We start from the raw sequence: 23,819 nt of genomic DNA, 5'->3' as shown, positions 1-23,819 counted from the left end.
AAATAAATATGTTACAGGGGCGAAGACATTCGCCCTCTTTTTCCACGCGTTCCATTTAATCAGGCCCGGGCGACGACATGCCATCGCAATGATCTACCGTATGAATCGCCGCCCGCAACATCACTCACTTACGCGTTGTTCATGGGGTATTGAATGAAAGAGCCCACACCAGAACATAAATTCAAAGGCAATCTCAGCGTCCTCGACGTGGTGATGATCACTGCCTCCGGCGTCACACCGGCCAGCTCTATCTTTGTCATTGCCCCACTGGCGATTGCCAGCGCCGGCAGCGGTGCCTTTATTTCATTCCTGATCGCCGCCTTTATCGCCGCCACCATTGCATTGTGCTACGCCGAGCTGGGCGCAGCGCACCCCAGCGCAGGCGGCGAATACAGCATCATCAAGCGGCTGTTCGGCACCCTATGTGGGCTCCAAACTTACCTGTTTATCCTCAGCGCCGCGCTGTTTGTCCCGGCAGTGCTGGCCACTGGCGCGGTGCCCTATTTAAATACCGCACTGGGCACGCAATTTGACGCCTCTACGGCAGGTATGATCACCATCCTGATCGGCGGTGCCTGCGCCATTTTCAATATCAAGGCCAATGCCCTGCTGACCGGCACCTTTCTGGTGGTCGAGATCGCGGTGTTGGGCTTAATCGCCTGGCTGGGATTCAGCAATCCGCACCAAAGCGCAGACATACTCACCGCACCGGTGATACTCAACCCCGAAGGGGGGCTGTCGCCGGTCTCCGTGCCGTTGATCGTCACCATGGTCGGCGTCGCGCTGTTTTCCTACAACGGCTATGGCGCGGCGGTATACATGGCAGAGGACATGCGTGAACAGGGCAAACCGATGGCGACCGCCATCATGTTAACGCTGGTCATCGTGGTGCTGGTCGAATTGCTGCCCTTCACCGCGCTGTTGATCGGCGCACCGTCTTTGGTTGAAATGGCCAAACAGGCGGATCCCGTCGGCTACGTGGTCAGCCAGTTGGGCGGGCCGACGCTGGCGCGGGTGGCCAGCGGGGCAATTTACCTCTCCGTGTTTAACGCCATCATCGCCATCGTGGCACAGTTCAGCCGGATGATGTTCTCCAGTGGGCGTGACGGTTTCTGGCTACCGCAGATAAACCGGGCACTGAAAAAGATCCACCCGCGTTTTGGTACCCCGTGGATCGCCACCCTGCTGTTCGGCATTCCCTCCGCGCTACTGGCCTTTTGCTCCAACCTCGGCGATCTGACCTCCTTTACCGTGATCCTGCTGTTGCTGGTGTACATCATCATGGCCATCGCCGCGCTGATCAGCCGCCGCCGGGTGCATTTCCATCACCCGTACCTAATGCCACTGTGGCCATTGCCGGTAGTGATTGCACTGCTTGGCTGCCTGTACGTGCTGTGGACAATTTTGATCGCCAGCAGCCTGAAAGACTTTATTATCATTGCCGGTATCCTCTGTTTTGGCCTGGTGCTGAGTTACATGCACACCCGTCAAACCGTCCCGCTCGTAGAACCCTCAATTGAAGGAGAATAACCATGTCGCAGCGCGCTCAGGATTTGGGCATTAAGATCGGCCACGGCGTTGCCGGCCCGCTGAACGCCATTACCGATGTGCCCGGCGTCCGCGTTGGCCACGCCAGCATCCACGCCGATCTGGCCGACGGCCGCAGCGTGCGCACCGGCGTTACGGTGATTGAACCCCGTGCCGGCCAGGCCCGGCAATCCCCCTGCTTTGCCGGTGTGCATGTCCTCAACGGCAACGGTGACGCCACGGGGCTGGAATGGATCCGCGAAGCCGGTCTGCTCACCAGCCCAATTGCCTTCACCAATACCCACAGCGTCGGGGTAGTGCGTGACAGCCTGATTGCCCTGGAACGCGAAGCCCTGCCCGCCGGCGACAATGCGGTGTACTGGAATATGCCGGTAGTGATGGAAACCTTCGACGGCCTGCTCAACGACATTAACGGATTTCACGTCAAGCCGGAGCACGTACGGCAGGCACTGCAAGCGGCGCACAGCGGGTTACCTCAGGAAGGTGCGGTCGGTGGCGGCAGCGGCATGATTTGTCATGAGTTCAAAGGGGGAAGCGGTACGGCATCCCGTCGCCTGCCCGCCGATCGCGGGGGGTGGACGGTGGGTGCCATCGTGCAGGCCAACCACGGCAAACGCGCGTCGCTGCTAGTGGGCGGATTCCCGGTGGGTCGCCATCTTGGGCACATTCACTCGCCATTCACGCCGCAACTGCCACATCCCGGCATGGGATCGATCGTTGTTACGCTCGCGACCGATGCGCCGTTGTTGCCGCACCAATGTACACGACTGGCCCAGCGTGCCAGCATCGGCATTGCCCGCACCGGCGGCGGTACCGAAGACTCCAGCGGCGATATCTTTATCGCTTTCGCCACGGGCAACGACGGATTGCCGCCTGCCGACTACGCCAACAAAGGGGCATTCACCACCCCACTGCGCATGGTCAATAACGATTACATTTCTGAGTTGTTTGAGGCAGCGGCGGAGGCGGTGGAAGAAGCGATTATCAACGCCCTGCTGGCGGCCAATACCGTTTCGGGCAATGGCCACCGGGCAGAAGGGTTGAGCGCGGAGCAATTGCTGACGGCATTGGAAGAAAGCGGCTGGCGGAAATAAGGCCAGAGGCGCTGCATACTGCGCCCTATGGCAGAATCAAAGCGTTAAATCGGGTCTACCCTGGTCGACCCGATTTAACACGACGTGAGCCGGTCGGCAATCTCAGGACTCGCCGCCCGGTTTAGGCGCCGGGTAGTCGTAATCCAGCTTAAGCGGTTCGGCGTAAACGCTGTTCCACAGCTGGCTGTAGAGCTTATCCACGCGCTGGCTCATCAGCGGGTTGTGCAACACCAGTTCCAGATTACGCGAGTTATCCAAATAACCGCCGGTCCAGTTGCTGGTGCCGATCCACGCCGTTTCGCCATCGATGGTCATGATCTTGCTGTGGATCACCCGTGCAAACGGAATGAACCCGCTGCTTGCCGGGGGGATCGTGACGATCTTTATCTGCACATTCGGCACCACTGACAAACTTTTCAGCCAGGCAATATCCGGCTTTTTGGTGTTCCAGTTGGCGACCATCAGCTCGATCTTCACGCCGCGTGCAGCGGCGCTGCGCAGGGCGTTGTCGATCACGGCATAGTAAGGCCGGCTGCGCTCCGGGCCATAGGACAGCGGCGCATAATCCATCACCTGCACCCGAACCTGCTGCTTGGCGGTCGCCAACAGGCGCGGCAGCTCAACCTGCGAGTCAATCACGCCAGCCGGATTGTAAGCGCGTGGGCTGGCAACCAAATAGTTGCCCTGCGGCGTGTCGGCATTGGGCTGGTACGGCAGTGGCGGCACCGGTTTATCCGCGGCCAACAAGGCCTGTGCTTGCCAGTCCTGCTCGAAGATCGCCTGGATTTGCCCAACAACCCCGGCATCGCTGATGCGCAATCCCGTTTCGTGGATATGCGCCAGCGCCCGCCAGTCAAAGTTTTGGCTGCCGACAAATGCCTGTTCACCGTCCACCAGCAGGTATTTAGCATGCAAAATACCGCCGCTCAGGCGCTGATAAGGCATAATGCGCAGTTCCAGGTTCGGGATCGCCTTAAGCTGCTCCAGCGTCTCAGGGGTGGAAATGCGAATGCCCTTCTCTTCCATCAGAAAACGGATTTTCACCCCGCGTTCGCCCGCGGCTTTCAGGTGCTGTAATACACCGTCCAACAACGATCCCTGTTCATTCGCCACGTAGAACTGGCCCAGATCGATACGGGTTTTCGCCGCATCAAACATCTGCTGCCACACTTGCGCAGTGTTGCGCAGGTCATCTGCCTGCAACGCAGTTTCTACCGGCGCGGTATACACCAGCTCGTAGCCGGGGATCTCAAAACGTGCCGCCGCACTCTGGCTCAACATCAACAGACAGCTACCCCATAACGCAGTGTAAAGGCGGCCCAGCGGCCGCCGTGGTTGACGGCCATTAGGCATAGCGTGGTGCCTCACTGTCAACCCATTGCTCACGGCTGCCGTTTTCCGGGCGGCTGGTCGGCGCACCGGCGCGGATCAACAGCACTTTCAACAGTTCGTTTATCCGTTCCATGCGGCTTTGCAGATAGTTGTTCCCGACCAGGCACAGCAGCGCGATGGCGATACCCAGCCCGGTCGCATACAACGCGGTGCCCATGCCGGCAGAAACCAGGCTCGGCTCAGACACGCCAGAGGCAGCCAGCGCCTTAAAGGTTTCGATAATCCCCATGACCGTGCCCAACAGCCCCAACAACGGTGCGGCCGTCACGATGGTTTCCAGCAGCCACAGGCCACGCGCCATCAGCGGTTTACTCAACAGGTACTGCGCGTCGATCAGATCGCCGATCGCCTCGCGGTCGCCGGCACGGTGCTTTTGCTCCAACACCGGTGAAATCACCGCCAGCGGCAGGCTGTTGCGTTGGGTCAGTTCATCCGGCAAATCGGCGGTGCGACGCACGTCCAGCGTCAGCGCCTGCTCCAGCCGACGCGCCTGACGTTGGGTGTAAGCGAAATACAGCGCACGCTCGACAATGATCACCAGCGCAATCGCCAGTGCGGCATACATCACGTAGAAAATAATGTCGTGTAACAGGTTGGCATTCATCGCTCAGTCCTCATGCTCATCGTCCTTCACGCTGCGGCCTTGTCGGCCACAACCTGAAGGACATGACGTTTAATTAGTTAAAAGGTGGCTTCCAGCGAGACGCTGAAGGTACGTTCTTCCCCGACGTTGTAGTACGGCGTGCTGGCCCTCACACCGCCATAAGGCGCTGCGTTAAAGGTGGTGGTACGCACCGACGTCAGGTACTCCTTGTCGAACAAGTTGCTGATACCAAAGCGCAATGCCGCGCTCTTGACGATCTTTTTGTCCACCGGCAGATGCACGCCCGCAGCCAGATCGAATACCGTGCGGCCGCCGATCTTCTCGTCATTGGTCAGGTCGCCATAGAAGGAACCGACGTATTTGCCACTGACGCTGCTGTAGTACAAACCGTCGTCATAACCCAGCGTCATGTTAAGCAGGTTCTTCGGTACGTTCGGCACCTCTTTGCCGCTGGTTGGCAGCGGCAGACCGCCGTTGCTGACAATGTCGCTCTTCTGCTTGGACTCGGTGTAGGTGTAAGAGGTGTAGTAGTTGAAGTTATGCGGCAATTGGCCGCTCCACTCCAGCTCCAGCCCTTTGTTCTCTACGTTGCCGATGTTCATCATCTCGTAGTCGCCCGCCGGGTTGGTGGTAGAGATCTGGCGATCGCTGTAGCGCATGTAGAACAACGTGGCACTCATCAACATGTCTTGCCGCTCGAAACGCCAGCCCAACTCATGGTTCCAGCTCAGTTCCGGCTTGGTGCTGATCGAATCCCCCACGTTGTACAACACGTAGTTTGGCGGGGTACGCATGTTACGCGTCAGGTTATAGAACACCTGGTTTTCCGGGTTCAGTTTGTAGCTGGCGCTGAAGTTCGGCAGGAATTCATGGTATCTGGCATCGCGCTTTTCCGGCACGTTATACAGGCTGCCTTTATTGTCCCCATTGCGTTCAACGTACTGATAGGCCAGCCCGCCGACGAAGGTCAAGTCCGGCGTAGCAAACCAGGTATCCTGCAGCCACACTTTCTGTGCCGGCGTGATGGTGTACTGGTTACGCCCCTGCACGGTTTTGCCGTTGGCATCCTTCACCTGATCGGAACCGCCCGGTTTACCCGAAATTTGCTCCGGGTTGCCGTCGTCCTTGATGCCGATAAAGGGTTGGGTCTGTGACTGACGCGCACGTTCATACCAGTAGCCGATATCCAGGCTGTGCTGATCGTTGATGTCCCACTTCAGCTTGGTGGTGATACCCGGGCGCCAGGTCTGGGTCCATGACGGGCGGTAATAGGTGTTGGATTTCAGATTGCTGAGATCGTACTGGCCGGCCTTATCTGAGGTGTTGGACAGCACGGAAGCGGTTTGCCCGTTGAAGCTGCCGCCGTTACCCCAGTAGTAATAAGGTTGTACCGTCAACGCCAGGTTGTCACGCAGTTGCAGTTTCTGGGTGAACGACAGGGTGAAGGTATCAAACGGGTTACGGTTGAGTTTGTAGTACTTGTTCAACTGGCCCTTACTGTTGTACTCCGGAGTGGCAGAGTAGTCGTTGGCATAGCGGCCGTCCTTGTCAAACTGCGCCTTGCTCAGGGTGTTGTAGTTGATGTTATTCTGGCGGTTGTACTTCATCACCAAGTTGCTGCTGTTGCCGTTGCCGTCTTCGTACAGCGAACTCATCTCAAATTTGTCGGAATAGTTGCGCCCTTCACCGCGCCACTTTTTCGCTTCGGTGTGCGAGTAAGAGAGCCAGTTGCTGAAGCCGTTGTACTCGCCGGTCTCCAGACGCGCAAAGGTTTTGCTCAGGTTGTTGCTGCCCAGCGTCTGTTTGACAAAGCCGCCAAAGTCCTTCGACGGACGGCGCGTCACCATCCCGATGTTGCCGCCGCTGGAGCCGATATGCGGGCCATCAACTTCTGAGGACCCCTGAGTAACGAATATCTCTTCCAGGTTCTCCGAATCGCCCAGCAAGTTCGGGTACACCGCATAGTTACCGGAGTCGTTGATCGGGATACCGTCCATCGACAGACCGATTTGATCGGAGTTCATGCCCCGCATGGTGTAATCGACGCCGCTCAGGCCGCTGGCGTCGTTACTGTTGACGTTCAAGCCGGGGGTATATTTCAATTTGTCGATGGCGTTGGCCGCCGCCGGCATTTTATCCATGGCTTCTTTGGTGACGGTGGAACGTGACTTGGCGCTGTCGTCCTGCACCATCATGCCACCGCCCAGCGACTGCCCTTTTACACTGATGGTACCGACGTCGGTCGAGTCCGCCGCCAGCACCGCGCCCGGCAACATCGCCGACATCACTGCCAGATAAATCCCAGAACGATTAAAAGATTTCATTGTTTCCATCCCATAAAGATCAAACTGTTATGCCAGGCGTCAAGGCGCCTGATAATTGAACGTGGCTGAAAATCGTTTTGTTGTTTGCCCGTTGAAAGCGTCGCTTGGAAACGGCTTCACCTGGCTGATGCTTTGCAGGCTGCTCAGCGCCGCACGGTTGAGCAGCATGCTGGAGGCCTTATTCGTGATGCCGGACGAGAGCACTCGGCCGCTGCGATCAACCTCCAGCCACACCTCTACGTTGCCTTGAGGCCGTTCGAGAGAGGCCTGCCGTCCGCTGGGGTAGCGCTTACGCTGTTCCAGTTCGTGGCGTAGTGCCTGCAGATACCCGTTTTCGATCGCCTGGGTGTTCACCTTTGGCGCGGCCGGGGCGGCCGGAGCGGGTACTGCCGCCGGTTTGCTGACGAATGCTCTTGGCGCGGCAGGTGCTGCGACAGGTTTGGCCTTCTCCACCGGTTTGGCTTTTTCTTTCACCGGTTTCGGTTTCGGCTGCGGTTTTGGCACCGGCTTAGCCTCGATAATCGGCTCTGGGGCCGGCACGACCGGTTCAGGAATAGGTTCCGGCTCTGGCGGCGGGGGGTCGGGTTGCGGCGGCGTTTCCACCGGGGGTTCCGGCTGTGTCTGAGGCTCCGGCTCGACCAAGGCCAGCTCCATGGCAGTTTCGTCATAGCGCGGCTGAATTTTCAGTGCCGCCTGCTGGCTGGCGAACAGCACACAGCCCGCGACGATCAGCGCCGGCAACCAGCTGAAAAGGTGACGTGAACGATAAAGCAGATACATGTCACAGCTTCCGTGTGGCGATAGAGACGGAGTAGAAGCCGCCCTGACGCAGGTTATCCATCACCGCCACCAGCCGTTCCACCGCCACGCCTTTGTCACTGTTGACGATAATGGTGGTGGTCTGGTTTTCCTGCTGCTGTTGCTTCAGCGTGCTGACCAGCGCGCTCAGTGCGACCGGTTGGCCGTCGAGCTGCAATTGATCCTCTGCGCCCAACGTGATGATCGCCTTCTTCTGCGGTTTCAATTGCTGCGCACTGCCGGCGGACGGCAGTTGGGTCTTCAGCCCAAGGGCCGGGATCACGTTCAGGCTAATCAACACAAAAAACACCAGCAAAAACATCATCACGTCGATCATCGGGATCAATTCGATGTGCGCCTTGTTCTTTTTCGGCTCGTTCCAGTTACGCATGGCACTCCCTCCCAAAAGCAAAGCAGCCAATATAGAGAGCCTATGTTTACCTTTTGTTACGCTTGTGTGATCTTATTTTCACAGCACACATATTTTGAGAGAATTCTTTCAACCGGGAATGGGTCAGAGGGGTTATATAACGTATTAATCAGCGATGATTTTTAATGGAATAATAACGAAGTGGCCATTTCTGAACGCAATGACCAAGGTGGATGGGTTGTGATTATTATGACAATTTACCGCATGGCCTCCGGCCGTATTGTCTCCCCAGAAGCGTTTTTAAGCCAAAAAAAAGACGCCCGAGGGCGCCTTTCTCACAGCGATTCAATCAATCAGTTCACTTTAACCGGCATACCGGAACGGGCTTTGATCGCCGCATCCACTGCGCTCTGGTTAACCGCAGGATCCATCATCACTTTGCCCACAGGCGCAGAGATGGTCAACGGCACAGGGTCTTTCGACTTCAGCTGTTCTTCGTTAGCAGAAAGTGGGTTATGCACTTCAATGTAACGGGAACCGTCCGGTTCAACGCTGGCTTTGATCGGCTCATTGATGAACTGCACGCGCGTACCGACCGGCACGTTTTCGAACAGGAACTTGATGTCATCAGCACGCAGACGCACACAGCCGTGGCTCACGCGCAGACCGATACCGAAGTTGGCGTTGGTGCCGTGGATCGCATACAGACGACCGACGTACAGCGCATACAGGCCCATTGGGTTGTCCGGGCCGGCAGGGAATACCGCAGGCAGGATCTCGCCATCCGCGGCATATTCTGCGCGCATCTTGGCAGTTGGCGTCCAGGTTGGGCCGTCTTTCTTACGCTGCACCGTGGTAGTCCAGTTCAACGGGGTGTCTTTACCCAGTTGGCCGATACCAATCGGCAGCACGATCACCGTGTTGGTGCCTTTCGGGTAGTAGTACAGACGCATCTCTGCGCTGTTGATGATGATGCCTTCACGCGGTGCGTCCGGCAGGATCAACTGTTGTGGAATAGTCAGTGTACTGCCGGCCTTCGGCAGGAAGGGATCCACACCTGGGTTGGCTTCCAGCATGTTGCTCAGGCCCATCTGGTATTGAGCGGCAAAGCTCTCCAGCGGCAACTTGCTGTCTTCCGGTACGGTGATTTGGATGTTTTCACCCACCAGACGACTGTCTTTGGCAGGCAAAGGATAGACAACGGCGAAGGCAGCTTGGCTGAATACCACCAGTGCCGTAAACAGGGTTAGTAACGCGCGAATGCTCATTTTCATCTTCGTGTTGGTTGTGGCCACTGGCAATTATAGATATAGGTTAACTCGGCCCTCTGTACCCAAAGAAATTCTGGTTGCGGCCCAGCGGCAAATGCGCGAATGCTCGGACGCTTACTCAGGTAAGTGGACGAGCTGTACGCACACAGCCAACAACGCTGCAGTTTGAAAGGCATAGGGTATATGACCGGATGCGCATTATATGTGCACATCAACCTAAGTGTGAAACATTACCGGCGCAATATCGAACTTTTTTGTAACCTGGTGCAGCACGAAGGGGCATTTGTGTGAAAACCGCCGCTAAAGTGCGGCGGCTGGCGGTGAGATACGACGAATAGGAATCAGATATTCGCAGCGGATCGCCGCGCCATCTGCGTTACAAATGCCGCTCGGCATGGAATAAAACCGCTCGATATCCTGTCCTGGCCGCCGTATCGCTTTCATCATGGGGATCGCGGTGTCATACAGGCGGGCGACAAAGTTTTGTAACTCTTCAACTTGCCCCTGATAAGTAAAGCTGGCGTAGTCGCCCTGCTCGATCAGTACCCTTTCGCCCTCGGCTCGCTCGTCCGCCAGCGCCAGAGTATAAGCCATCCGTTGCCCGCCGCGCTGTCGGCTGTCGGCCTCCAGGCTGGTAAGGCCGTATACCACTGTTGAGGTTTCGGCTTCCTTCGGCATCATCTGACGCCAGGCGTGCTGACGCAGCGCGTTTTTCGAATGCAGCAGCTGCCCCAACGTACAACTGCGGTGCTGAGTACAGCCAATCAATTGCATCGCCGGTAACGTAATGATCTCCGCCTGCGGCAACGGCGCATCCATCGGCCGCAGTGGAGGCTGCATCCCCTGCCCTGACCAGTCCGCACTGCGACGATAACAGGCCGGTGGCATGCCAAACTGCTTTTTGAAACAGCGGGTGAAGGTCTGCTGGGAATCAAACTGATACTTGTCGGCGATAAAGGCCACGCCGTGGCTGGTCAGCCGCAGTTCACGTGCGGCGGCGGTCAGCCTCCTGCGCCGGGCGTAAGTCCCCAGGATCTCGCCGGTTAACGCTTTAAATAACCGTTGCAGGTGCCATTTGGAATAGCCTGACTTAGTGGCAATGTCGTCCAGTGACAATGGCTGCTCAAGGTTTTGCTCGATCCAGGCAAGCAGTGCCGTAATAACCTGTTGTTGATACATCGCCCCCCCTTATTGCGTCATTGCGTCAGCAAACGTTGCGCCAATTCATGAGCCAGATGCTCGCTGGCAACCACCTGTACCGGGTAGCCCCAGAAACGGCTGGCGAAATCGACAAATTCTTCCGCAGCCTTCCGCCGCACGTCGTCCGGTTCAATCAGCACCATGCCTTTCACCCAGCGTGCCAGCGCCTCACGGTGATCGCGCTTCCAGAGTGCGATTTGGGTGCGCTCATCACGATCGTGCTCGTCGTTCTGATCCATACGCCGGTCGCACAACAGCACGAAGGGCTGCTCGCGCTGCAATAAGCGGCTGAACTCGGCAAACTCGGCAGCGGTGTCGTGCGGTTGTCCTGCCGTTGGCTGACGCATCCACACCAGCGGGAAGGTGGCGGAGTCTAATGACATGGCGTGTCTCCTGAGAGTGCTAAAACGAGCGCTTACTTTATCGACCGGGGTGCTAGACCACATTGCACAATCAGGACATAATGTTTTTCAATTCCGCCAAATTGAGAATTATTCTCATGACCTTTATCACCGAACCGCGTTTCGATATCGATCAGGTCCCGCGCGCCATTTTTGCCGTGCAGGGCTCCACCATTGGCAAAGATTGGGAGATCACCCATCACCGGCACCGCAAGGCACAGCTGATTTATACGGTGCGCGGCATGATCCGTTGCGAGGTGGAAAACGGCCTGTGGCTGGTACCACCACAGTGTGCGCTATGGATGCCCAGCAATGTGCTGCATAACGCCCAGGGGGCCAGTGCCAGCGAATGCTACTGCCTGTTTGTCGATCAGGATGCTATCGCAGGATTGCCAACCCACTGCTGTACGCTGGCGGTGTCCCCACTGCTGCGTGAACTGCTGTTCCAGGCTAGCGGGTTCGAACAGTTGTACGACCAACAGGGCCCGGAAGGACGATTAGCCAGCGTGTTGTTGGATCAGCTCGTCAAAGCACCGGTTGAGAACCTGCACCTGCCGGTTTCCAACGACGCGCGCATTCGCCAGTTAACGGAGCGCCTGCTGGCCAACCCGGCGGACAAGGCAACCCTCGGCCAATGGGCGCAGCGTATCGGTATGAGCGAACGTTCGCTCAACCGCACTTTGCAACAGCAAATGGGCATGAGCTTTGGCCACTGGCGGCGACAACTGCACGTGGTGCTGGCGCTACAACGGCTGACCCAGGGCGACAGCGTACAACGGGTGGCGCTGGATCTGGGCTACGAAAGCGCCAGCGGTTTTGTCACCATGTTCCGCAAAGCGGTTGGCAAGCCACCGGCGCGTTATTTGGCAGAGAAAAACGCGGCCGATCGGGCACAGGGCGCCGGGATCGTCATGTAATACGCAGCAGTATGGCAATTGAGGTGCCCGAGGCAGTCGGGCCCTTGCCAGCAACCCCCTCCGGCCCTCCACACTGTGATTTTCACTCAACTCCAGATTGAAATAACTCCCATTCTCAATAAATAATGATTACTATTCGCAAACATAAAAGACCCGGTGCGCCACGACGCGACCGGCAGGACTTTACCTTCAATTCGATGATGAGCTTTCTTGGTCCCAGAGCAACGGCCCTGTGACGATAGGCTTTTTAACTCCATGGAGAGGTTATGAACTCTGCAACAACTCGCAACCGTCGTTTCGGCGGACGTACAGCTTTCCCACTGATGCTTCTCACTTCAATGCTGTTCTCCGCCCCGCTGTTCGCGCAGGGTGAGCCAGAACTGCTGCGCAAACCCGTCGGCAAAGGCGCCTATGAAATGGTGTACAGCCAGGGCGAGAACGCGCTGTATCTGGCCACGTCGCAAAGCCGTAAGCTGGATAAAGGCGGCGTTGTGTATCGTTTGGATCCGCAGACGCTGGACATCACCCAGATTATTCACAACGATATCAAGCCGTTCGGCGCAGCCATTAACAGCAAAACCGATACGCTGTTCTTCGGCAACACCGTCAATAACTCGGTGACCGCCATCGACGGCAAAACCGGTGAAGTGAAAGGCCGCCTGGTGCTGGATGCGCGTAAACGCTCCGAGACGGTAAAACCGCTGGCGCCACGTGAGCTGGTCGCTGATGCCACCACCGATACCCTGTACATCACCGGGCTGGGTGAATCCAGCGTGGTATGGGTGGTGGACAGTAAAGACCTGACGCTGCGCACCACCATCACCGAAACCGGTAAATACGGTACCGGCCTGGCGCTGGACGCTGCCACAAACCGCCTGTATGTGACCAACGCCGACGGCGAACTGGTGACCATCGACACCAAAACCAACAAAATTGTCAGTCGCAAGAAGCTCGATGAGTCCAAAGAGCACTTCTTCCTGAACATCAGCCTGGATCCAGCCAGCCACCGTGCCTTTATCACCGATTCCAAGCAGGCACAGGTATTGGTTGTCGATACCCGCGACGGCAACGTTCTGAGCAAAATCGACGTGCCGGAATCCCTGGCCGTGCTGTTCAACCCGGCACGTAATGAAGTCTACGTGACCCATCGGCAGGCCGGTGAAGTCAGCGTGATCGACGCCAAGAGCTACAAGCTGCTGCAAACCATCAAAACGCCAACCCACCCGAACAGCCTGGCGCTGTCACCGGATGGCCAAACGTTGTACGTCAGCGTTAAGCAAGCTTCCAGCCGCGAGAAAGAAGCGTCCGCACCGGACGACGTGATCCGTATTGCGTTGAAATAAAAACATCAGGGCGCCCAGGCGCCCTTTTTATAGGTTAAACCCTAAACCCAACATGCTTGCCATCTGGCAGTTCGATATCCAGTCGCAACGTCCCCCCCATGGCTTCTACATAACGTTTTAAGGTGGAAATCTTCAGCTCATTACCACGCTGCTCGATCGCCGCGACGGAGGGTTGTGAGATACCAAGACTATTCGCCAACATCTGCTGCGAAATATTCAACGTTTCACGCAACTCGTACAAACGCGTCTCCAGCAGCATCTCTTCTGCCATTTCCTCAATCCGTTGCCTGCTCTCTGGGGTACGCGAAGCTAGCATGTCTTTTAATGTACCCATTGGTTACTCCTCAAAATTAAGATTCAAATGCTGGGTAAATTGCGCATCTGCAATAGGTAGCATGACTTTGTAAAACCGTTTCTCATTGCCTGTCTTGTCGCCCGCACACAAAACGATAGCCTTACGTTTCGGATCAAATGCAAAGAAAGCACGAATTGGCCGCCCCCGATGCTGAATCCGCAACTCTTTCATATTGGGATACAGTGACCCCTTCAGCGAGTCGACAAACGGACGTGATAGATTGGGGCCACTCCGTTCGAGCATCACCAGTGCAGCAAGAACCTTCTCTTGCGCGGGTTCATCTTGCGATGTAAACCATCGATCAAACGCTTCCGTTGTTATTACCGTCCACATGGCATTCCCTTTTTATAGACTACGGTCTATAAAAAAGATATAGACTATAACCTATAAACACAACGCCATTGCTGAATTTTTAGCCATTGATAGCCAAATTGCTACACCTTACCCAGCAGCTCGTCAGCTTCCTGAACCACCGCTTTTTTGGTTGCACGTTGGTAAAGGCACAGCGCTTTGCCCGCTTTGTTATGCATAAACGGCTGCGGGTATCGGCCCGTGATCAGCAGTGCGGAGTAACCGACGTCGTCGCCGTAATGAATAATGTTGCCGGCGGCTTTGGCGCCTTTTAACCCACTGGCCTTCAGGCAGGCCGTTTGCAATGCTTTGTCGCCGCTGGCCCAGGCGGCTTCGGACGACGCTGCCGCGTTGAAGGCCGTAATGGCGGCGACAAACACAATAAAGACTCTGAACATGGATATCTCTCCTGAATAAGGGGGTCACCCGCAGTATATGCAGCCATTTATTATTCAGCCATCAGACCCAAGCCGATTATTTACAGCTTTTTTATTCCAGACATAAATAACGTTACGGCGTTTTTACAGACTGTTTTCAGGGGCACGGATAACATCATTACATCGCCGATATGGCCTCACGAGACGGATGCCTCATGTGTTTATCCCCTGCCCTGATGATGATTTCCCCCGCTGTTTTTATTAAATCCGGGGGCCACCATGTATTCTAATATTATTGGCTTTAACCCGTTGCTGGCGGAAATACCTGCCTCGCAGGCGCGTTCATTCCGCAAAGACGTCGAGCAGTATTTACAGCGTTATCCAGATACCGAACACGTCGATATTTATCTTAACGATCTGAACGGCCAATTCCGTGGCAAGCGGCTGCCGGTCGCCGAATTGTTCGCGCTGGATAAGGGCTGTTATTTCCCGCTGTCGATCTACGCCATGGATCTTGCTGGCCAGGTGATTGAAGAAAGCGGGCTGGGCCAACAAGTGGGGGAACCCGACCGGCTGTGCCTGCCGGTGCCCGGCACGCTACGGCCCTGTGCCCGCGATCCGCAGCACCACGCACAACTGCTGCTAACCATGAAAAATACCGACGGCGACGCCTGCGAACTGGAACCGCGCGTGGTGCTGCAACAGGTACTCAAACGTCTGCAGGCCAAGGGGTATTACCCTGTGGTCGCGGCAGAGTTGGAGTTTTATCTGCATGACCCGCTGCAACAGCCTGCCGCCGCCAGCCAGTGCCCAACGCAGAGTTTTTCTGTCGATGCACCAGAGCGCCACCATGCGCTGCTCAATGACATCGAACATCAGGCCCGATTACAAGCGCTGCCGCTAACCGGCATCGTCGCCGAGGCGGCCTCCGGCCAATATGAGCTGAACCTGCACCACAGCGCACGAGTGCTGGAAGCCTGCGACCAGGTGCTGGCGTTGAAGCGCCTCACCCGCCAGATAGCAGAGAAACACCACCAGCACGCCTGCTTTATGGCAAAACCCTGTGCGCAGGCAGCGGGCAGCGGTTTGCATTTTCATATCAGCCTGCAAGACGAACAGGGCAACAATCTGCTGGCCAGCGCGCCGGGCGCGCTGAGTACCACCATGACGCAGGTGATAGCCGGGATGCTGACGCTAATGCCGGCTTCAATGGCGATACTCGCGCCAAACATCAACGCGTTTCGTCGTTTCCGTCCGGGCATGCATGTACCACTGCGAGCCTCCTGGGGGCACAACAACCGCACGGTAGCATTGCGCCTGCCCTGTGCCGACAGTGCCAACCAACGCATCGAATACCGGCTTGCCGGTGCCGACGCCAACCCTTATCTGGCGGTAGCGGTAATGCTGAGCGGCATGCTGTACGGGCTGGAACATACGCTGCCACTGCCCCCGCCAGCCTGTGGCAACGGTTATGAAAATGACGACGCGGCAGTGCTGCCGCTCAGCCAGCAGGAAGCGTTGACCCTATTCCAACAATGTCCGGGGCTGCGCGACAGCCTTGGTCCGGCATTTACTGCGCTGTGGCACACCTGCAAGACCGCAGAACTGCGCCGCTTTGAAGGGCAGGTCACCGCAGCGGAAGTGAGCTGGATGCTTTAACGGCATGCTGCGCCCACGTTAGCCGGGACACTCCCAATGAACCACCATGCCGTCGGCTTAAACACGACGTGTACCGGGAAAGAGGACCACCATGAAATATCAGCAATATTCAGCATTGGCTGAAAATACCGATCAACCCATCGTGTTAGATCATGGGCACGTATTTATCTGGCATAAAGGCGCTTTTCATATCAGCACCGATCGCCAGCGGCTGGACATGGATTTTATTCATCGTTTTCTCAGCCATTCACATTGGGCGCAGGATATCGACCGCACTACGCTGGAAAACGCCCTTCGCCACAGCCTGTGTTTTGGCCTGTACCGCAAAAACCGTCAGCTCGGCTTTGCCCGATTGATCACAGACCACGCCACCTTCGCCTACCTGAGCGATGTGTTCATCACCGCCGAATACCGCGGCAATGGGCTGGGCTTGTGGCTGGTGCAAAGCTGCCTGGATCACCCGCTGATGGCCGGATTGCGCCGCATCATGCTCTATACCAGCCAGGCGCCTTGGCTGTATGCCCGGGCGGGTCTTGAGCCTGTCAACCAGCCGGACCGGGTGTGGACGATTCCCCGGCCTGATATCTATCAGCAACCCGGCACGCTTCACACCGCCCCGTCCGTACACTAAACAAGGAACGCACCATGTCTCGTTTGGTTTTGATCTCGAATAAACAGTGTGACAGCAAGGATCTGGCCTGCGCCACCCAGGCCTTATCGCCTGACACCACCAGTGATGACAGTCAAGGGTTGTGGCTGGGCTGGAACGGCGACGTGCAAAATTTTGGCGCAGCAACGCGCCGCCCGATCAGCTATCAGCACCGCAGCGGCTATGAACAGGTGACCTTTCCGCTGTCTACCGAGGAGTTTCACTTTCACTATCAGGGCTACTATCACGATGGCCTGTGGCCGGTGTTCCACAACCGCCCGGAGAAAGCGCATTTCACGCCGGAGAACTACTGCGCGTACCGACAACTCAACCAGCATTTCGCCGATATAGCCTGCGAATATGTGTGCCCAAACGACATCATCTGCATTGATGATTACCAACTGCTGCCCTGCGGCCAGGCGCTGAAAGAACAGGGGTTGCTGAACCCCTGCGCATTTTTCTTCCATTTACCCTTCCCGTCGGCGACGTTGCTCAGGCAGATCCCCGAGCATCACGGTTTAATCGAGTCGCTGCTTTTCTACGATCTGATCGGCTTTCAGGCACTCGACGATCGCAACAACTTCCTCAATTATCTGGCCAACGACTATCCGGTAGAAATGCTGCCCGATGACCAGTGGCAGGTTAACGGGCACATCTTCACTGCAGGCATCTTCCCGGCCGGGATTAACACCCGAAAACTCTATTAATCTTTGCCTTCCGCGGCGTACTGACTTTTCGTGAAAGCCGCCTTCCATTCTGCGTATATACCGCTGAGATGAATATCAGCGGTATACCCGTCACTTATATTTAATTAATGAATACATCCGTTATAAAATGAATTTTCATCCTGTTACATATATATTATAAAAATACACGACACTCAATTGATTTCCATTAACTAAAAACCTTACCCTCTCCCTGTATTTTTCCATCAAGGGAGGGCCAATGGACGATGACATATTTAATGTCAGCCTAACGCTATTGAGTATCTTTCAGTAATGCCCTCTACGCTGCATTCTGAAAGAAGCAGAATGCGGCAGACACTCGGTTTTTCATCGATGGCATCCTGCTATGCCAATGATTTAAAACTGATAAATTGCCCATCAAACGTCCCAAAAGCGGATCGTCCACGATTAAAAAAACACAATAAAAATGGCTACAGCCGTCTTTCTCTCCCAGCAATGGCGTATTCACCATGTCAAAAACCGGATTTTTGGGAAAATAAAGGGTCTGCATTATGCAAAATAACCAGGGTATATCTATTTTTAAGAAGTATTATTTAAACGACATTATCGTCATCGCCATCGGGATGTTATTTATAGCCTTCTTCATCCGAGCCTGGGGTGATATGCACAGTGGATTTAATGAGAAGAATACCCCGGCAATGAGTCTTGATGCCTGGAACCTTTTTTATTATTCGCTGAGAACCAGCATGCGTTTTATCATCGGCATGGCCTGGTCATTACTGTTTTCTATCGTCTTTGCGGTACTGGCAGCCCGCTATGTCCCCCTCCGCCGGGTGATCCTGCCCTTCGTCAACTTTATGGAGTCAGTCCCCCTGGTGGGTTTCTTAACCTTCACCACGGTGTATTTCCTCAATCTCTATCCGCACAGCGTAATGGGATTGGAATGTACCGCCATCTTTGCGGTATTCACCGGCCAGGCCTGGAACATGATGTTAACGCTGTATCAGACATTACGCATCATTCCGCATGAGTTGGATGAGGCCGCACGCAGCTTTAATTACAACCCATGGCAGCGCTTCTGGCGACTGGAGTTTATTTATTCGGTCCCAGGACTGCTATGGAATGCCATGGTCTCGCAATCCGCCGCTTGGTTTGCCTTGGTCGCGTCTGAAGCGATCCCGGTTGGCGATCGTTCTATTGCATTGCCCGGCGTAGGTTCCTATATCGCCGAGGCGCTGGCGCAACAGAACATTCAGGCCATCTTGTTTGCAGTGATCGCCTTGGCTGCCAACATTGTCGTATTGGATCAACTGATTTTCCGTCCGCTGGTACGTTATACCTCACGCTTCAAATACGAAGACGTCACCTCCACTCGGGCGGAAGGCGGCTCATGGTTTTACAACTGCCTGACTTTCTCTTATGTCGGAGCGGCATTCAGCGGGACGCTGCGTGTGCTGGCAGATCTCTGGCTGTTCAAATTACCGCGGGTTTGGTACGCGCTGGGTTTACATCATCTGTTTCGTATTGTCGCCAAAGGCAATTGGCTGTGGCGCAGTCTCTGGTATCTCGCGGTGGTGATGGCTTGCGTTTGGTTTGGCTATCAACTGTGGGAATACTTCCCTAAACAGTATTTCAGCATGCTGCCAGAGTGGATGCTGTTGACCACGGCCCGCGTCGTGACGGCCATGCTGTTAAGCATCGTCATTTTCACACCGCTGGGGGTGTGGATTGGCATGAATCCACGACGGGTGAAGTTCTTTCAACCGATCATCCAGATCCTGGCGGCCATCCCGCCCAATATTTTCTATCCGCTGATCGCTGCCTTCATCGCTATTTATCATCAGGATCTCGGCTGGTGGGCCATTCCCATGATCATGTTGGGCACACAGTGGTACGTGCTATTTAACGTAATAGCTGGCGTATCGGCCATCCCTACGCAGATTACCGAAGTCAGCAAAACCTTTCGCCTACGAAACGTCAACTGGTGGCGTTATTACATGCTGCCGGCGATTTTCCCCTACATCGTAACAGGCATCATTTCCGCCGCCGGTGGGGCCTGGAACAGTGCGATTGCTGCTGAGGTGATTCAGTGGGGTAGCACCACCCTCAGTACGACCGGTTTGGGCGCATTCATTTCTGTGGTGACTGATGCAGGCAAAAACCCAGAATCCGCATTGGGTTGTACCGCCATGATCGCGCTCGTCGCGCTGTGCATCATTTTCGTCTGGCAGCCACTGTACCGACTGGCAGAAACCAAATTCAAATACGATTGATGAGGTAAGACATGGAAACTCAAAACGTTATTCTCCAAGCTACGCAGGTGACTAAAACCTTCATCGGTGAAAATGGCCGGCCAAAAACCGTGTTGAAGAAGGTTAACCTGACCGTTCATGAGGGAGAGTTTGTCACTATCCTGGGCCAGTCCGGCTCGGGGAAATCCACCCTGCTGCGCATATTGGCCGGGTTACTCTTCCCCGACAGTGGAACAGTCAGCCTGGAAAACGTCCCTCTCAAAGGCCCGGATGAAAGTATCAGTATGGTATTTCAATCATATGCACTTTATCCCTGGCTAACCGTTTACGACAACATCGCTTTTGGCCTACTGGCACAGAGTTTGCCCCCACAAGCGATCGCTGAAAAAATCGGAGGACTGTTGAAGTTAATTGGCCTGACAGGCTATGAACAAGCCAAGCCACGTGAACTGTCCGGCGGTATGCGCCAACGCGTCGGCTTTGCCCGGGCGTTGGCCGTGGAGCCCAAAGTATTGTTGCTGGATGAGCCCTTCTCTTCTCTCGACATTTTTACCGCGCTTAAACTGCGTCAGGATCTCATGGCGCTGTGGATAGCAAAAAGAATCAGCACTCGCGCCATGGTGATGGTGACGCATGACGTTGAAGAAGCGGTGATGATGTCCAACCGGGTGATCATCCTGGATGCATCCCGTCGACAAATAGCCGATCAATTCACCATCACTGTCCCGCCCCCACAGCGCAATCGGCAAAATATGCGTCTTATTACTGAAGAGATTACGGACTGCCTGTATAAAAAAATCGCGGTATCGCAAGCGTCATCGTAATCCGCCATGTTTATCACTGGCTCAGGATGGGATGATGTACCCACGCTGAGGCTTTGCAATTACTCGTAAACAAGCATGAGGGGGAACACATCAAATCGGTTCCCCATAATAATCCTGAATAACGCTGCCATTATTATTTCCAATTCCGTTTACCTACGGTTTATATTTCAAATAATTGATGGCAATATTCATTTATGAACCAATCTGGTTTACATCCCGTTTAAACAAAACAGGTTCCCTCTCATGCATTAATATTAAATTACATTTTGATTAGACAAAACGACTTCGCACCGTTGAACAATGCACGCTATTACGGTTATTATCCTCCCATGAAAAATAACGAGGAAATTATATGGACGGCGACGGTTCGTTGTTTAATGGTTTGTTGAATTTACTGAAGGACCAGGAGCAATAGTCATCATATTGCGTCCTGAAAGTGTCAGGATGTGAGTCCGTTACACCCCCTTTTCGCTTTTCCCTTCGGTTTTTTGCTTAAGCTTTCCTGGCTCTGCAGGATGCTTATGCCCTGTCAGCACCCCATAAAACGCCTTTTTTATTAACAGTCCGACAAGCGGTCCGGCATGTTTTCGCCTGCAATTATGGCATTCATGTTCACACCCCATTTGCGGGCAATATTCTATGCACATACTTTTTAATAGATTAAAAAGGGTATTTCATGATCAATAGAAAAAGTCTGCTAACGCTCAATAACGTCAGCAAGAGTTTTCAGCTTGCCGGAAAGAAAAGTCATTTAGTCTTGAGTGAAATAAACTTTAAGATTTACGATAATGAAATCGTCAGTATATTGGGCAAGTCCGGTTCGGGAAAATCTACCCTGTTGCGCATTATTTCCGGTCTCATCAAGCCAGATTTAGGCACCGTCATGATCGGAGAAAAAAAGGTTTCGGGGCCTAATCCACAGATCAATATGGTATTCCAGACCTTTGCCATTTTCCCTTGGCTGACCGTTGACCAAAATATCGCTTTCGGCCTGCAGGCTCAGGATCTCCCGCAGCAAGTGATCGAAACCCAGACCCTGAAAATGTTGGATCTGGTCGGCCTGACCCCCTATCGCGACGCTTACCCACGAGAACTTTCCGGCGGTATGCGCCAACGTGTGGGTTTTGCCCGTGCGCTGGCGGTAGAACCCATGTTGCTACTGTTGGATGAGCCCTTTTCTTCGCTGGATATTTTTACCGGCGAAAATCTGCGTCGCGATCTGCTGCGGATCTGGATGACTCGGCAAATAAAAACCCGCTCTATTGTGTTGGTAACTCACAGCGTAGAGGAGGCGGTGATGATGTCGGATCGCATTGTCCTGTTAGGATCTGAACCCGGCCCCCTTAAAGGCTATTACCACATCAGGTTACGTCGCGAAGAGAGAACCCGCCAAGGAATGCAAGCACTGACAGAGGAAATCAGTGAGGCACTCAGCCAGCAAATCGCCAGCGCACATTAACCGGTAACCGCGGCTTGGCAGGTGTCCTGCCTGCCGTATTAACTACCTGTTTATCAAGAATTACCCCCCGATGGGTGGTTCATGATAAGCGGATAATACATTGAGTATTTATCATGCATTTCATTCATACATTACTGACGCTGTTTACTGCGTCCGGGTTAGGTGCCGTCATTGGCTACGAAAGGCAATTCCGCCAGCGCACCGCAGGGTTGCGCACCAATACCCTGGTGGCAACCAGCGCGGCAATCTTCGTACATCTGGCTATGACGATTGACGGCAGCGGCGGCGCGGTACGGGTTATTTCCTATGTGGTTTCTGGCGTTGGCTTTCTCGGCGCCGGGGCAATCATGAAAGAAGGAATGAATATCCGAGGTTTGAATACCGCAGCTACACTGTGGGGTTCCGCCGCGGTCGGTGCCTGTGCCGGCTGCGCCCTGTATGGCGATGCGCTGGCTGCCACCCTGTATGTATTGGCAGCCAATACCTTGTTGCGCCCTATCGTCAATATGGTGAATAAGCAGCCGTTCAACGACGTTAACGGTGAGTCCACCTACCAAATCTGCGTGATCGCCTTCGAACACGAACAGCGCGATGCCTTGGCCAAATTCAAAAAGGTGCTACAGGCAGAAAGTTGCTTCATCTCGCATCTGGATATTGAGCCCTTCGGTGATGACGACGTAGAAATTACCGCCACGCTGATGCCTGCTTCCGTCACCACCCTGGTGCTAGACCGGACCATCAATAAATTGCTGGGCGACAGCATGATGAAACAGGCCTACTACAGCCGCATCGCCGGCTCCGGTTAACGCAGGACAGGGTCTTTTCCTCCTTGCCATGCCTTATTCTCCGAATAGAGAGATTTACCATGAAGAATATGCCGAAATTTTCTCATCTGACTATTTTCAAAGAAATTGTTTCCTGTGGAAGTTTACTTGAAACGTCAAAAAAACTGGGCATTTCACAGCCTACACTTAGCCGTATAATCAAAGAACTGGAAGCGAACATTGGCTCTCGCCTGCTGGAGCGCAGTAACCGCGGCGTACGCCTGACTGCGGTTGGAGAGGTCTTCTATCAAAAGATAGATCGGGTCACTAATCAACTGAGAAATGCGATTGATGAACTGCGGGGAATGAGCAGCTCGGGGGAGAAATACCTGCGGTTGGGTATGAGCATTGACCCCTTATTGTGTTACCTCGGGGAGGCGCTCGACAGCTTTAACCAACGCTATCCTCACACCAGAGTGACCCTGGTTGAAGACTCGCCAGAGGGGCTGATTGCTAAACTCAGAAACAGCGAGCTGGATTTGGTGCTATGCAGCCTGAGCAACAACACGACCTGCGCAGACTTGGCCATGCAGGCGCTCACCCGCGAGCATTTCTCCCTCTATCAAAACGGGGATAAAGCGACGGCCACGCTACCGCTAGCCGAAGCCAAATGGGTGGTACCGCGTTCATGTTCAGTAGGCCACGCCACCATTAAGGACATCGCCAGCCAGTACACACCGAACGGGAACATCGTGGAGACCGATTCCTTTTTGGCTACCTGGTGTCTGGTCAAACAACAGGGCTATTTTGCACTGCTAAGCGACCGGGTTGTCGCGCAATATGCGCCACAGTTGAACCTGAAAAAGATGCCCGCGGAAGAGATCGACATCAGTGCACAATTTTATATCTTCACCCGCAATGAGCCGGTAATGTCCCCACTCAGTACCGCATTCATCGATATCCTGCAGGCCATACAACCCGCCTGAAAGACTCAGCCCACTGACGCTCCGTGTTCATCTCGTTGTCGTCGGTGGCGCCCAACCGCTCACCCCTGTTTTTTGACCGCTTACCGCCCCTATAGCACCGCTGACTGAAATTCGCATGTCTTCCCCAGTCCCAACCCGCAATGATGAGCTGTTCCTAAACTCGTCATACTTCAAGTTGCATCATTGTTGGCTACG

Annotated in this window: 23 protein-coding genes; 12 read left to right on the top strand and 11 right to left on the bottom strand. The window is 54.7% G+C overall.

Annotated features, from left to right (window positions below; all coding sequences use genetic code 11):
- Positions 1-153: 153 nt before the first annotated feature.
- Entirely contained in the window at positions 154-1,530 is a 1,377-nt protein-coding gene (locus tag AC2FCQ_RS08110; RefSeq protein ID WP_490308015.1) for an APC family permease, read from the top strand.
- A gap of 2 nt (positions 1,531-1,532) precedes the next feature.
- On the top strand, positions 1,533-2,642 hold the full coding sequence (locus AC2FCQ_RS08105) for a DmpA family aminopeptidase (protein ID WP_490308014.1): 1,110 nt from the start codon (positions 1,533-1,535) through the stop codon (positions 2,640-2,642).
- A 102-nt stretch (positions 2,643-2,744) separates the two neighbouring features.
- On the opposite strand, the gene AC2FCQ_RS08100 is transcribed toward AC2FCQ_RS08105, so the two are convergent.
- The 8 genes from AC2FCQ_RS08100 to AC2FCQ_RS08065 form a co-directional block, all read right to left on the bottom strand.
- The gene (locus AC2FCQ_RS08100) at positions 2,745-3,995 is read right to left on the bottom strand and encodes a phospholipase D-like domain-containing protein (RefSeq protein WP_490308013.1); all 1,251 of its coding nucleotides are present in this window, start codon (positions 3,993-3,995) and stop codon (positions 2,745-2,747) included.
- Complete coding sequence (locus AC2FCQ_RS08095; protein WP_209634762.1) at positions 3,988-4,638, bottom strand: MotA/TolQ/ExbB proton channel family protein; 651 nt, start codon at positions 4,636-4,638, stop codon at positions 3,988-3,990. Before AC2FCQ_RS08095 ends, AC2FCQ_RS08100 begins: the two co-directional genes overlap by 8 nt.
- Positions 4,639-4,715: 77 nt before the next feature.
- On the bottom strand, positions 4,716-6,962 hold the full coding sequence (locus AC2FCQ_RS08090) for a TonB-dependent receptor family protein (protein WP_209634759.1): 2,247 nt from the start codon (positions 6,960-6,962) through the stop codon (positions 4,716-4,718).
- A 39-nt stretch (positions 6,963-7,001) separates the two neighbouring features.
- Entirely contained in the window at positions 7,002-7,742 is a 741-nt protein-coding gene (locus AC2FCQ_RS08085) for a TonB N-terminal domain-containing protein (RefSeq protein WP_490308012.1), read from the bottom strand.
- Between the two features lies 1 nt (position 7,743).
- Entirely contained in the window at positions 7,744-8,151 is a 408-nt protein-coding gene (locus tag AC2FCQ_RS08080; RefSeq protein ID WP_209634754.1) for an ExbD/TolR family protein, read from the bottom strand.
- A 332-nt stretch (positions 8,152-8,483) separates the two neighbouring features.
- Positions 8,484-9,404 (bottom strand): L,D-transpeptidase family protein, encoded by a 921-nt coding sequence (locus AC2FCQ_RS08075; protein WP_209634751.1) that lies wholly within the window; start codon positions 9,402-9,404, stop codon positions 8,484-8,486.
- Positions 9,405-9,701: 297 nt separating this feature from the next.
- Positions 9,702-10,580: a helix-turn-helix domain-containing protein gene (locus AC2FCQ_RS08070; protein WP_209634749.1), complete on the bottom strand. Its 879-nt coding sequence runs from the start codon at positions 10,578-10,580 to the stop codon at positions 9,702-9,704.
- Between the two features lie 17 nt (positions 10,581-10,597).
- Positions 10,598-10,984 (bottom strand): hypothetical protein, encoded by a 387-nt coding sequence (locus AC2FCQ_RS08065; RefSeq protein ID WP_209634747.1) that lies wholly within the window; start codon positions 10,982-10,984, stop codon positions 10,598-10,600.
- 116 nt (positions 10,985-11,100) lie between these two features.
- Between AC2FCQ_RS08065 and AC2FCQ_RS08060 the strand changes: the two genes are divergently transcribed.
- Positions 11,101-11,919 (top strand): AraC family transcriptional regulator, encoded by an 819-nt coding sequence (locus AC2FCQ_RS08060; RefSeq protein ID WP_265555849.1) that lies wholly within the window; start codon positions 11,101-11,103, stop codon positions 11,917-11,919.
- 266 nt (positions 11,920-12,185) lie between these two features.
- Positions 12,186-13,262 (top strand): 7-bladed beta-propeller protein YncE, encoded by a 1,077-nt coding sequence (yncE, locus tag AC2FCQ_RS08055; RefSeq protein WP_490308011.1) that lies wholly within the window; start codon positions 12,186-12,188, stop codon positions 13,260-13,262.
- Positions 13,263-13,296: 34 nt separating this feature from the next.
- On the opposite strand, the gene AC2FCQ_RS08050 is transcribed toward yncE, so the two are convergent.
- The 3 genes from AC2FCQ_RS08050 to AC2FCQ_RS08040 all read right to left on the bottom strand — a co-directional run bounded on the left by AC2FCQ_RS08050 (position 13,297) and on the right by AC2FCQ_RS08040 (position 14,366).
- Complete coding sequence (locus AC2FCQ_RS08050) at positions 13,297-13,596, bottom strand: helix-turn-helix domain-containing protein (protein ID WP_490308010.1); 300 nt, start codon at positions 13,594-13,596, stop codon at positions 13,297-13,299.
- A 3-nt stretch (positions 13,597-13,599) separates the two neighbouring features.
- Positions 13,600-13,950: a type II toxin-antitoxin system RelE/ParE family toxin gene (locus AC2FCQ_RS08045; protein ID WP_404760365.1), complete on the bottom strand. Its 351-nt coding sequence runs from the start codon at positions 13,948-13,950 to the stop codon at positions 13,600-13,602.
- A 101-nt stretch (positions 13,951-14,051) separates the two neighbouring features.
- Positions 14,052-14,366, bottom strand: coding sequence for a hypothetical protein (locus tag AC2FCQ_RS08040; protein ID WP_490308009.1), 315 nt, complete (start codon positions 14,364-14,366; stop codon positions 14,052-14,054).
- A gap of 258 nt (positions 14,367-14,624) precedes the next feature.
- Here AC2FCQ_RS08040 and AC2FCQ_RS08035 point away from each other — a divergent pair, with 258 nt between their 5' ends.
- From AC2FCQ_RS08035 to AC2FCQ_RS08000, 8 genes are all read left to right on the top strand, one after another.
- Positions 14,625-16,004: a glutamine synthetase family protein gene (locus AC2FCQ_RS08035; protein WP_490308008.1), complete on the top strand. Its 1,380-nt coding sequence runs from the start codon at positions 14,625-14,627 to the stop codon at positions 16,002-16,004.
- Between the two features lie 91 nt (positions 16,005-16,095).
- A complete protein-coding gene (locus AC2FCQ_RS08030) occupies positions 16,096-16,635 on the top strand; it encodes a GNAT family N-acetyltransferase (RefSeq protein WP_490308007.1) in 540 nt (179 codons plus the stop codon).
- 14 nt (positions 16,636-16,649) lie between these two features.
- Positions 16,650-17,360, top strand: coding sequence for a trehalose-6-phosphate synthase (locus AC2FCQ_RS08025; RefSeq protein ID WP_209634729.1), 711 nt, complete (start codon positions 16,650-16,652; stop codon positions 17,358-17,360).
- 530 nt (positions 17,361-17,890) lie between these two features.
- Positions 17,891-19,612: an ABC transporter permease gene (locus AC2FCQ_RS08020; RefSeq protein WP_490308006.1), complete on the top strand. Its 1,722-nt coding sequence runs from the start codon at positions 17,891-17,893 to the stop codon at positions 19,610-19,612.
- 11 nt (positions 19,613-19,623) lie between these two features.
- Positions 19,624-20,415 carry an ABC transporter ATP-binding protein gene (locus tag AC2FCQ_RS08015; RefSeq protein WP_490308005.1) on the top strand — a complete coding sequence of 264 codons (792 nt, stop codon included), beginning with the start codon at positions 19,624-19,626 and terminating at the stop codon, positions 20,413-20,415.
- A 676-nt stretch (positions 20,416-21,091) separates the two neighbouring features.
- A complete protein-coding gene (locus AC2FCQ_RS08010) occupies positions 21,092-21,874 on the top strand; it encodes an ABC transporter ATP-binding protein (RefSeq protein WP_490308004.1) in 783 nt (260 codons plus the stop codon).
- Between the two features lie 113 nt (positions 21,875-21,987).
- Positions 21,988-22,680, top strand: a complete 693-nt coding sequence (locus AC2FCQ_RS08005) for an MgtC/SapB family protein (RefSeq protein WP_209634702.1) — start codon at positions 21,988-21,990, stop codon at positions 22,678-22,680.
- A gap of 59 nt (positions 22,681-22,739) precedes the next feature.
- Positions 22,740-23,624, top strand: coding sequence for a LysR family transcriptional regulator (locus AC2FCQ_RS08000; protein WP_490308003.1), 885 nt, complete (start codon positions 22,740-22,742; stop codon positions 23,622-23,624).
- The last annotated feature ends 195 nt before the right edge of the window (positions 23,625-23,819 follow it).

This window comes from Serratia sp. CoH_134_PS_4 (assembly GCF_058190535.1).
The sequence above is the reverse complement of the archived record's forward strand: the minus strand, read 5'-3'. Positions and strand labels throughout refer to the sequence as shown.

What these genes read in the sequence shown, in the direction of transcription:
- AC2FCQ_RS08040 (WP_490308009.1), bottom strand. Translation starts at nt 14,366, where the DNA reads ATGTTCAGAGTCTTTATTGTGTTTGTCGCCGCCATTACGGCCTTCAAC.
- AC2FCQ_RS08085 (WP_490308012.1), bottom strand. Translation starts at nt 7,742, where the DNA reads ATGTATCTGCTTTATCGTTCACGTCACCTTTTCAGCTGGTTGCCGGCG.
- AC2FCQ_RS08035 (WP_490308008.1), top strand. Translation starts at nt 14,625, where the DNA reads ATGTATTCTAATATTATTGGCTTTAACCCGTTGCTGGCGGAAATACCT.
- AC2FCQ_RS08105 (WP_490308014.1), top strand. Translation starts at nt 1,533, where the DNA reads ATGTCGCAGCGCGCTCAGGATTTGGGCATTAAGATCGGCCACGGCGTT.
- AC2FCQ_RS08075 (WP_209634751.1), bottom strand. Translation starts at nt 9,404, where the DNA reads ATGAAAATGAGCATTCGCGCGTTACTAACCCTGTTTACGGCACTGGTG.
- AC2FCQ_RS08110 (WP_490308015.1), top strand. Translation starts at nt 154, where the DNA reads ATGAAAGAGCCCACACCAGAACATAAATTCAAAGGCAATCTCAGCGTC.
- AC2FCQ_RS08025 (WP_209634729.1), top strand. Translation starts at nt 16,650, where the DNA reads ATGTCTCGTTTGGTTTTGATCTCGAATAAACAGTGTGACAGCAAGGAT.
- AC2FCQ_RS08030 (WP_490308007.1), top strand. Translation starts at nt 16,096, where the DNA reads ATGAAATATCAGCAATATTCAGCATTGGCTGAAAATACCGATCAACCC.
- AC2FCQ_RS08005 (WP_209634702.1), top strand. Translation starts at nt 21,988, where the DNA reads ATGCATTTCATTCATACATTACTGACGCTGTTTACTGCGTCCGGGTTA.
- AC2FCQ_RS08000 (WP_490308003.1), top strand. Translation starts at nt 22,740, where the DNA reads ATGAAGAATATGCCGAAATTTTCTCATCTGACTATTTTCAAAGAAATT.
- AC2FCQ_RS08100 (WP_490308013.1), bottom strand. Translation starts at nt 3,995, where the DNA reads ATGCCTAATGGCCGTCAACCACGGCGGCCGCTGGGCCGCCTTTACACT.
- AC2FCQ_RS08020 (WP_490308006.1), top strand. Translation starts at nt 17,891, where the DNA reads ATGCAAAATAACCAGGGTATATCTATTTTTAAGAAGTATTATTTAAAC.
- yncE (WP_490308011.1), top strand. Translation starts at nt 12,186, where the DNA reads ATGAACTCTGCAACAACTCGCAACCGTCGTTTCGGCGGACGTACAGCT.
- AC2FCQ_RS08015 (WP_490308005.1), top strand. Translation starts at nt 19,624, where the DNA reads ATGGAAACTCAAAACGTTATTCTCCAAGCTACGCAGGTGACTAAAACC.
- AC2FCQ_RS08060 (WP_265555849.1), top strand. Translation starts at nt 11,101, where the DNA reads ATGACCTTTATCACCGAACCGCGTTTCGATATCGATCAGGTCCCGCGC.
- AC2FCQ_RS08080 (WP_209634754.1), bottom strand. Translation starts at nt 8,151, where the DNA reads ATGCGTAACTGGAACGAGCCGAAAAAGAACAAGGCGCACATCGAATTG.
- AC2FCQ_RS08095 (WP_209634762.1), bottom strand. Translation starts at nt 4,638, where the DNA reads ATGAATGCCAACCTGTTACACGACATTATTTTCTACGTGATGTATGCC.
- AC2FCQ_RS08090 (WP_209634759.1), bottom strand. Translation starts at nt 6,962, where the DNA reads ATGAAATCTTTTAATCGTTCTGGGATTTATCTGGCAGTGATGTCGGCG.
- AC2FCQ_RS08050 (WP_490308010.1), bottom strand. Translation starts at nt 13,596, where the DNA reads ATGGGTACATTAAAAGACATGCTAGCTTCGCGTACCCCAGAGAGCAGG.
- AC2FCQ_RS08045 (WP_404760365.1), bottom strand. Translation starts at nt 13,950, where the DNA reads ATGTGGACGGTAATAACAACGGAAGCGTTTGATCGATGGTTTACATCG.
- AC2FCQ_RS08010 (WP_490308004.1), top strand. Translation starts at nt 21,092, where the DNA reads ATGATCAATAGAAAAAGTCTGCTAACGCTCAATAACGTCAGCAAGAGT.
- AC2FCQ_RS08065 (WP_209634747.1), bottom strand. Translation starts at nt 10,984, where the DNA reads ATGTCATTAGACTCCGCCACCTTCCCGCTGGTGTGGATGCGTCAGCCA.
- AC2FCQ_RS08070 (WP_209634749.1), bottom strand. Translation starts at nt 10,580, where the DNA reads ATGTATCAACAACAGGTTATTACGGCACTGCTTGCCTGGATCGAGCAA.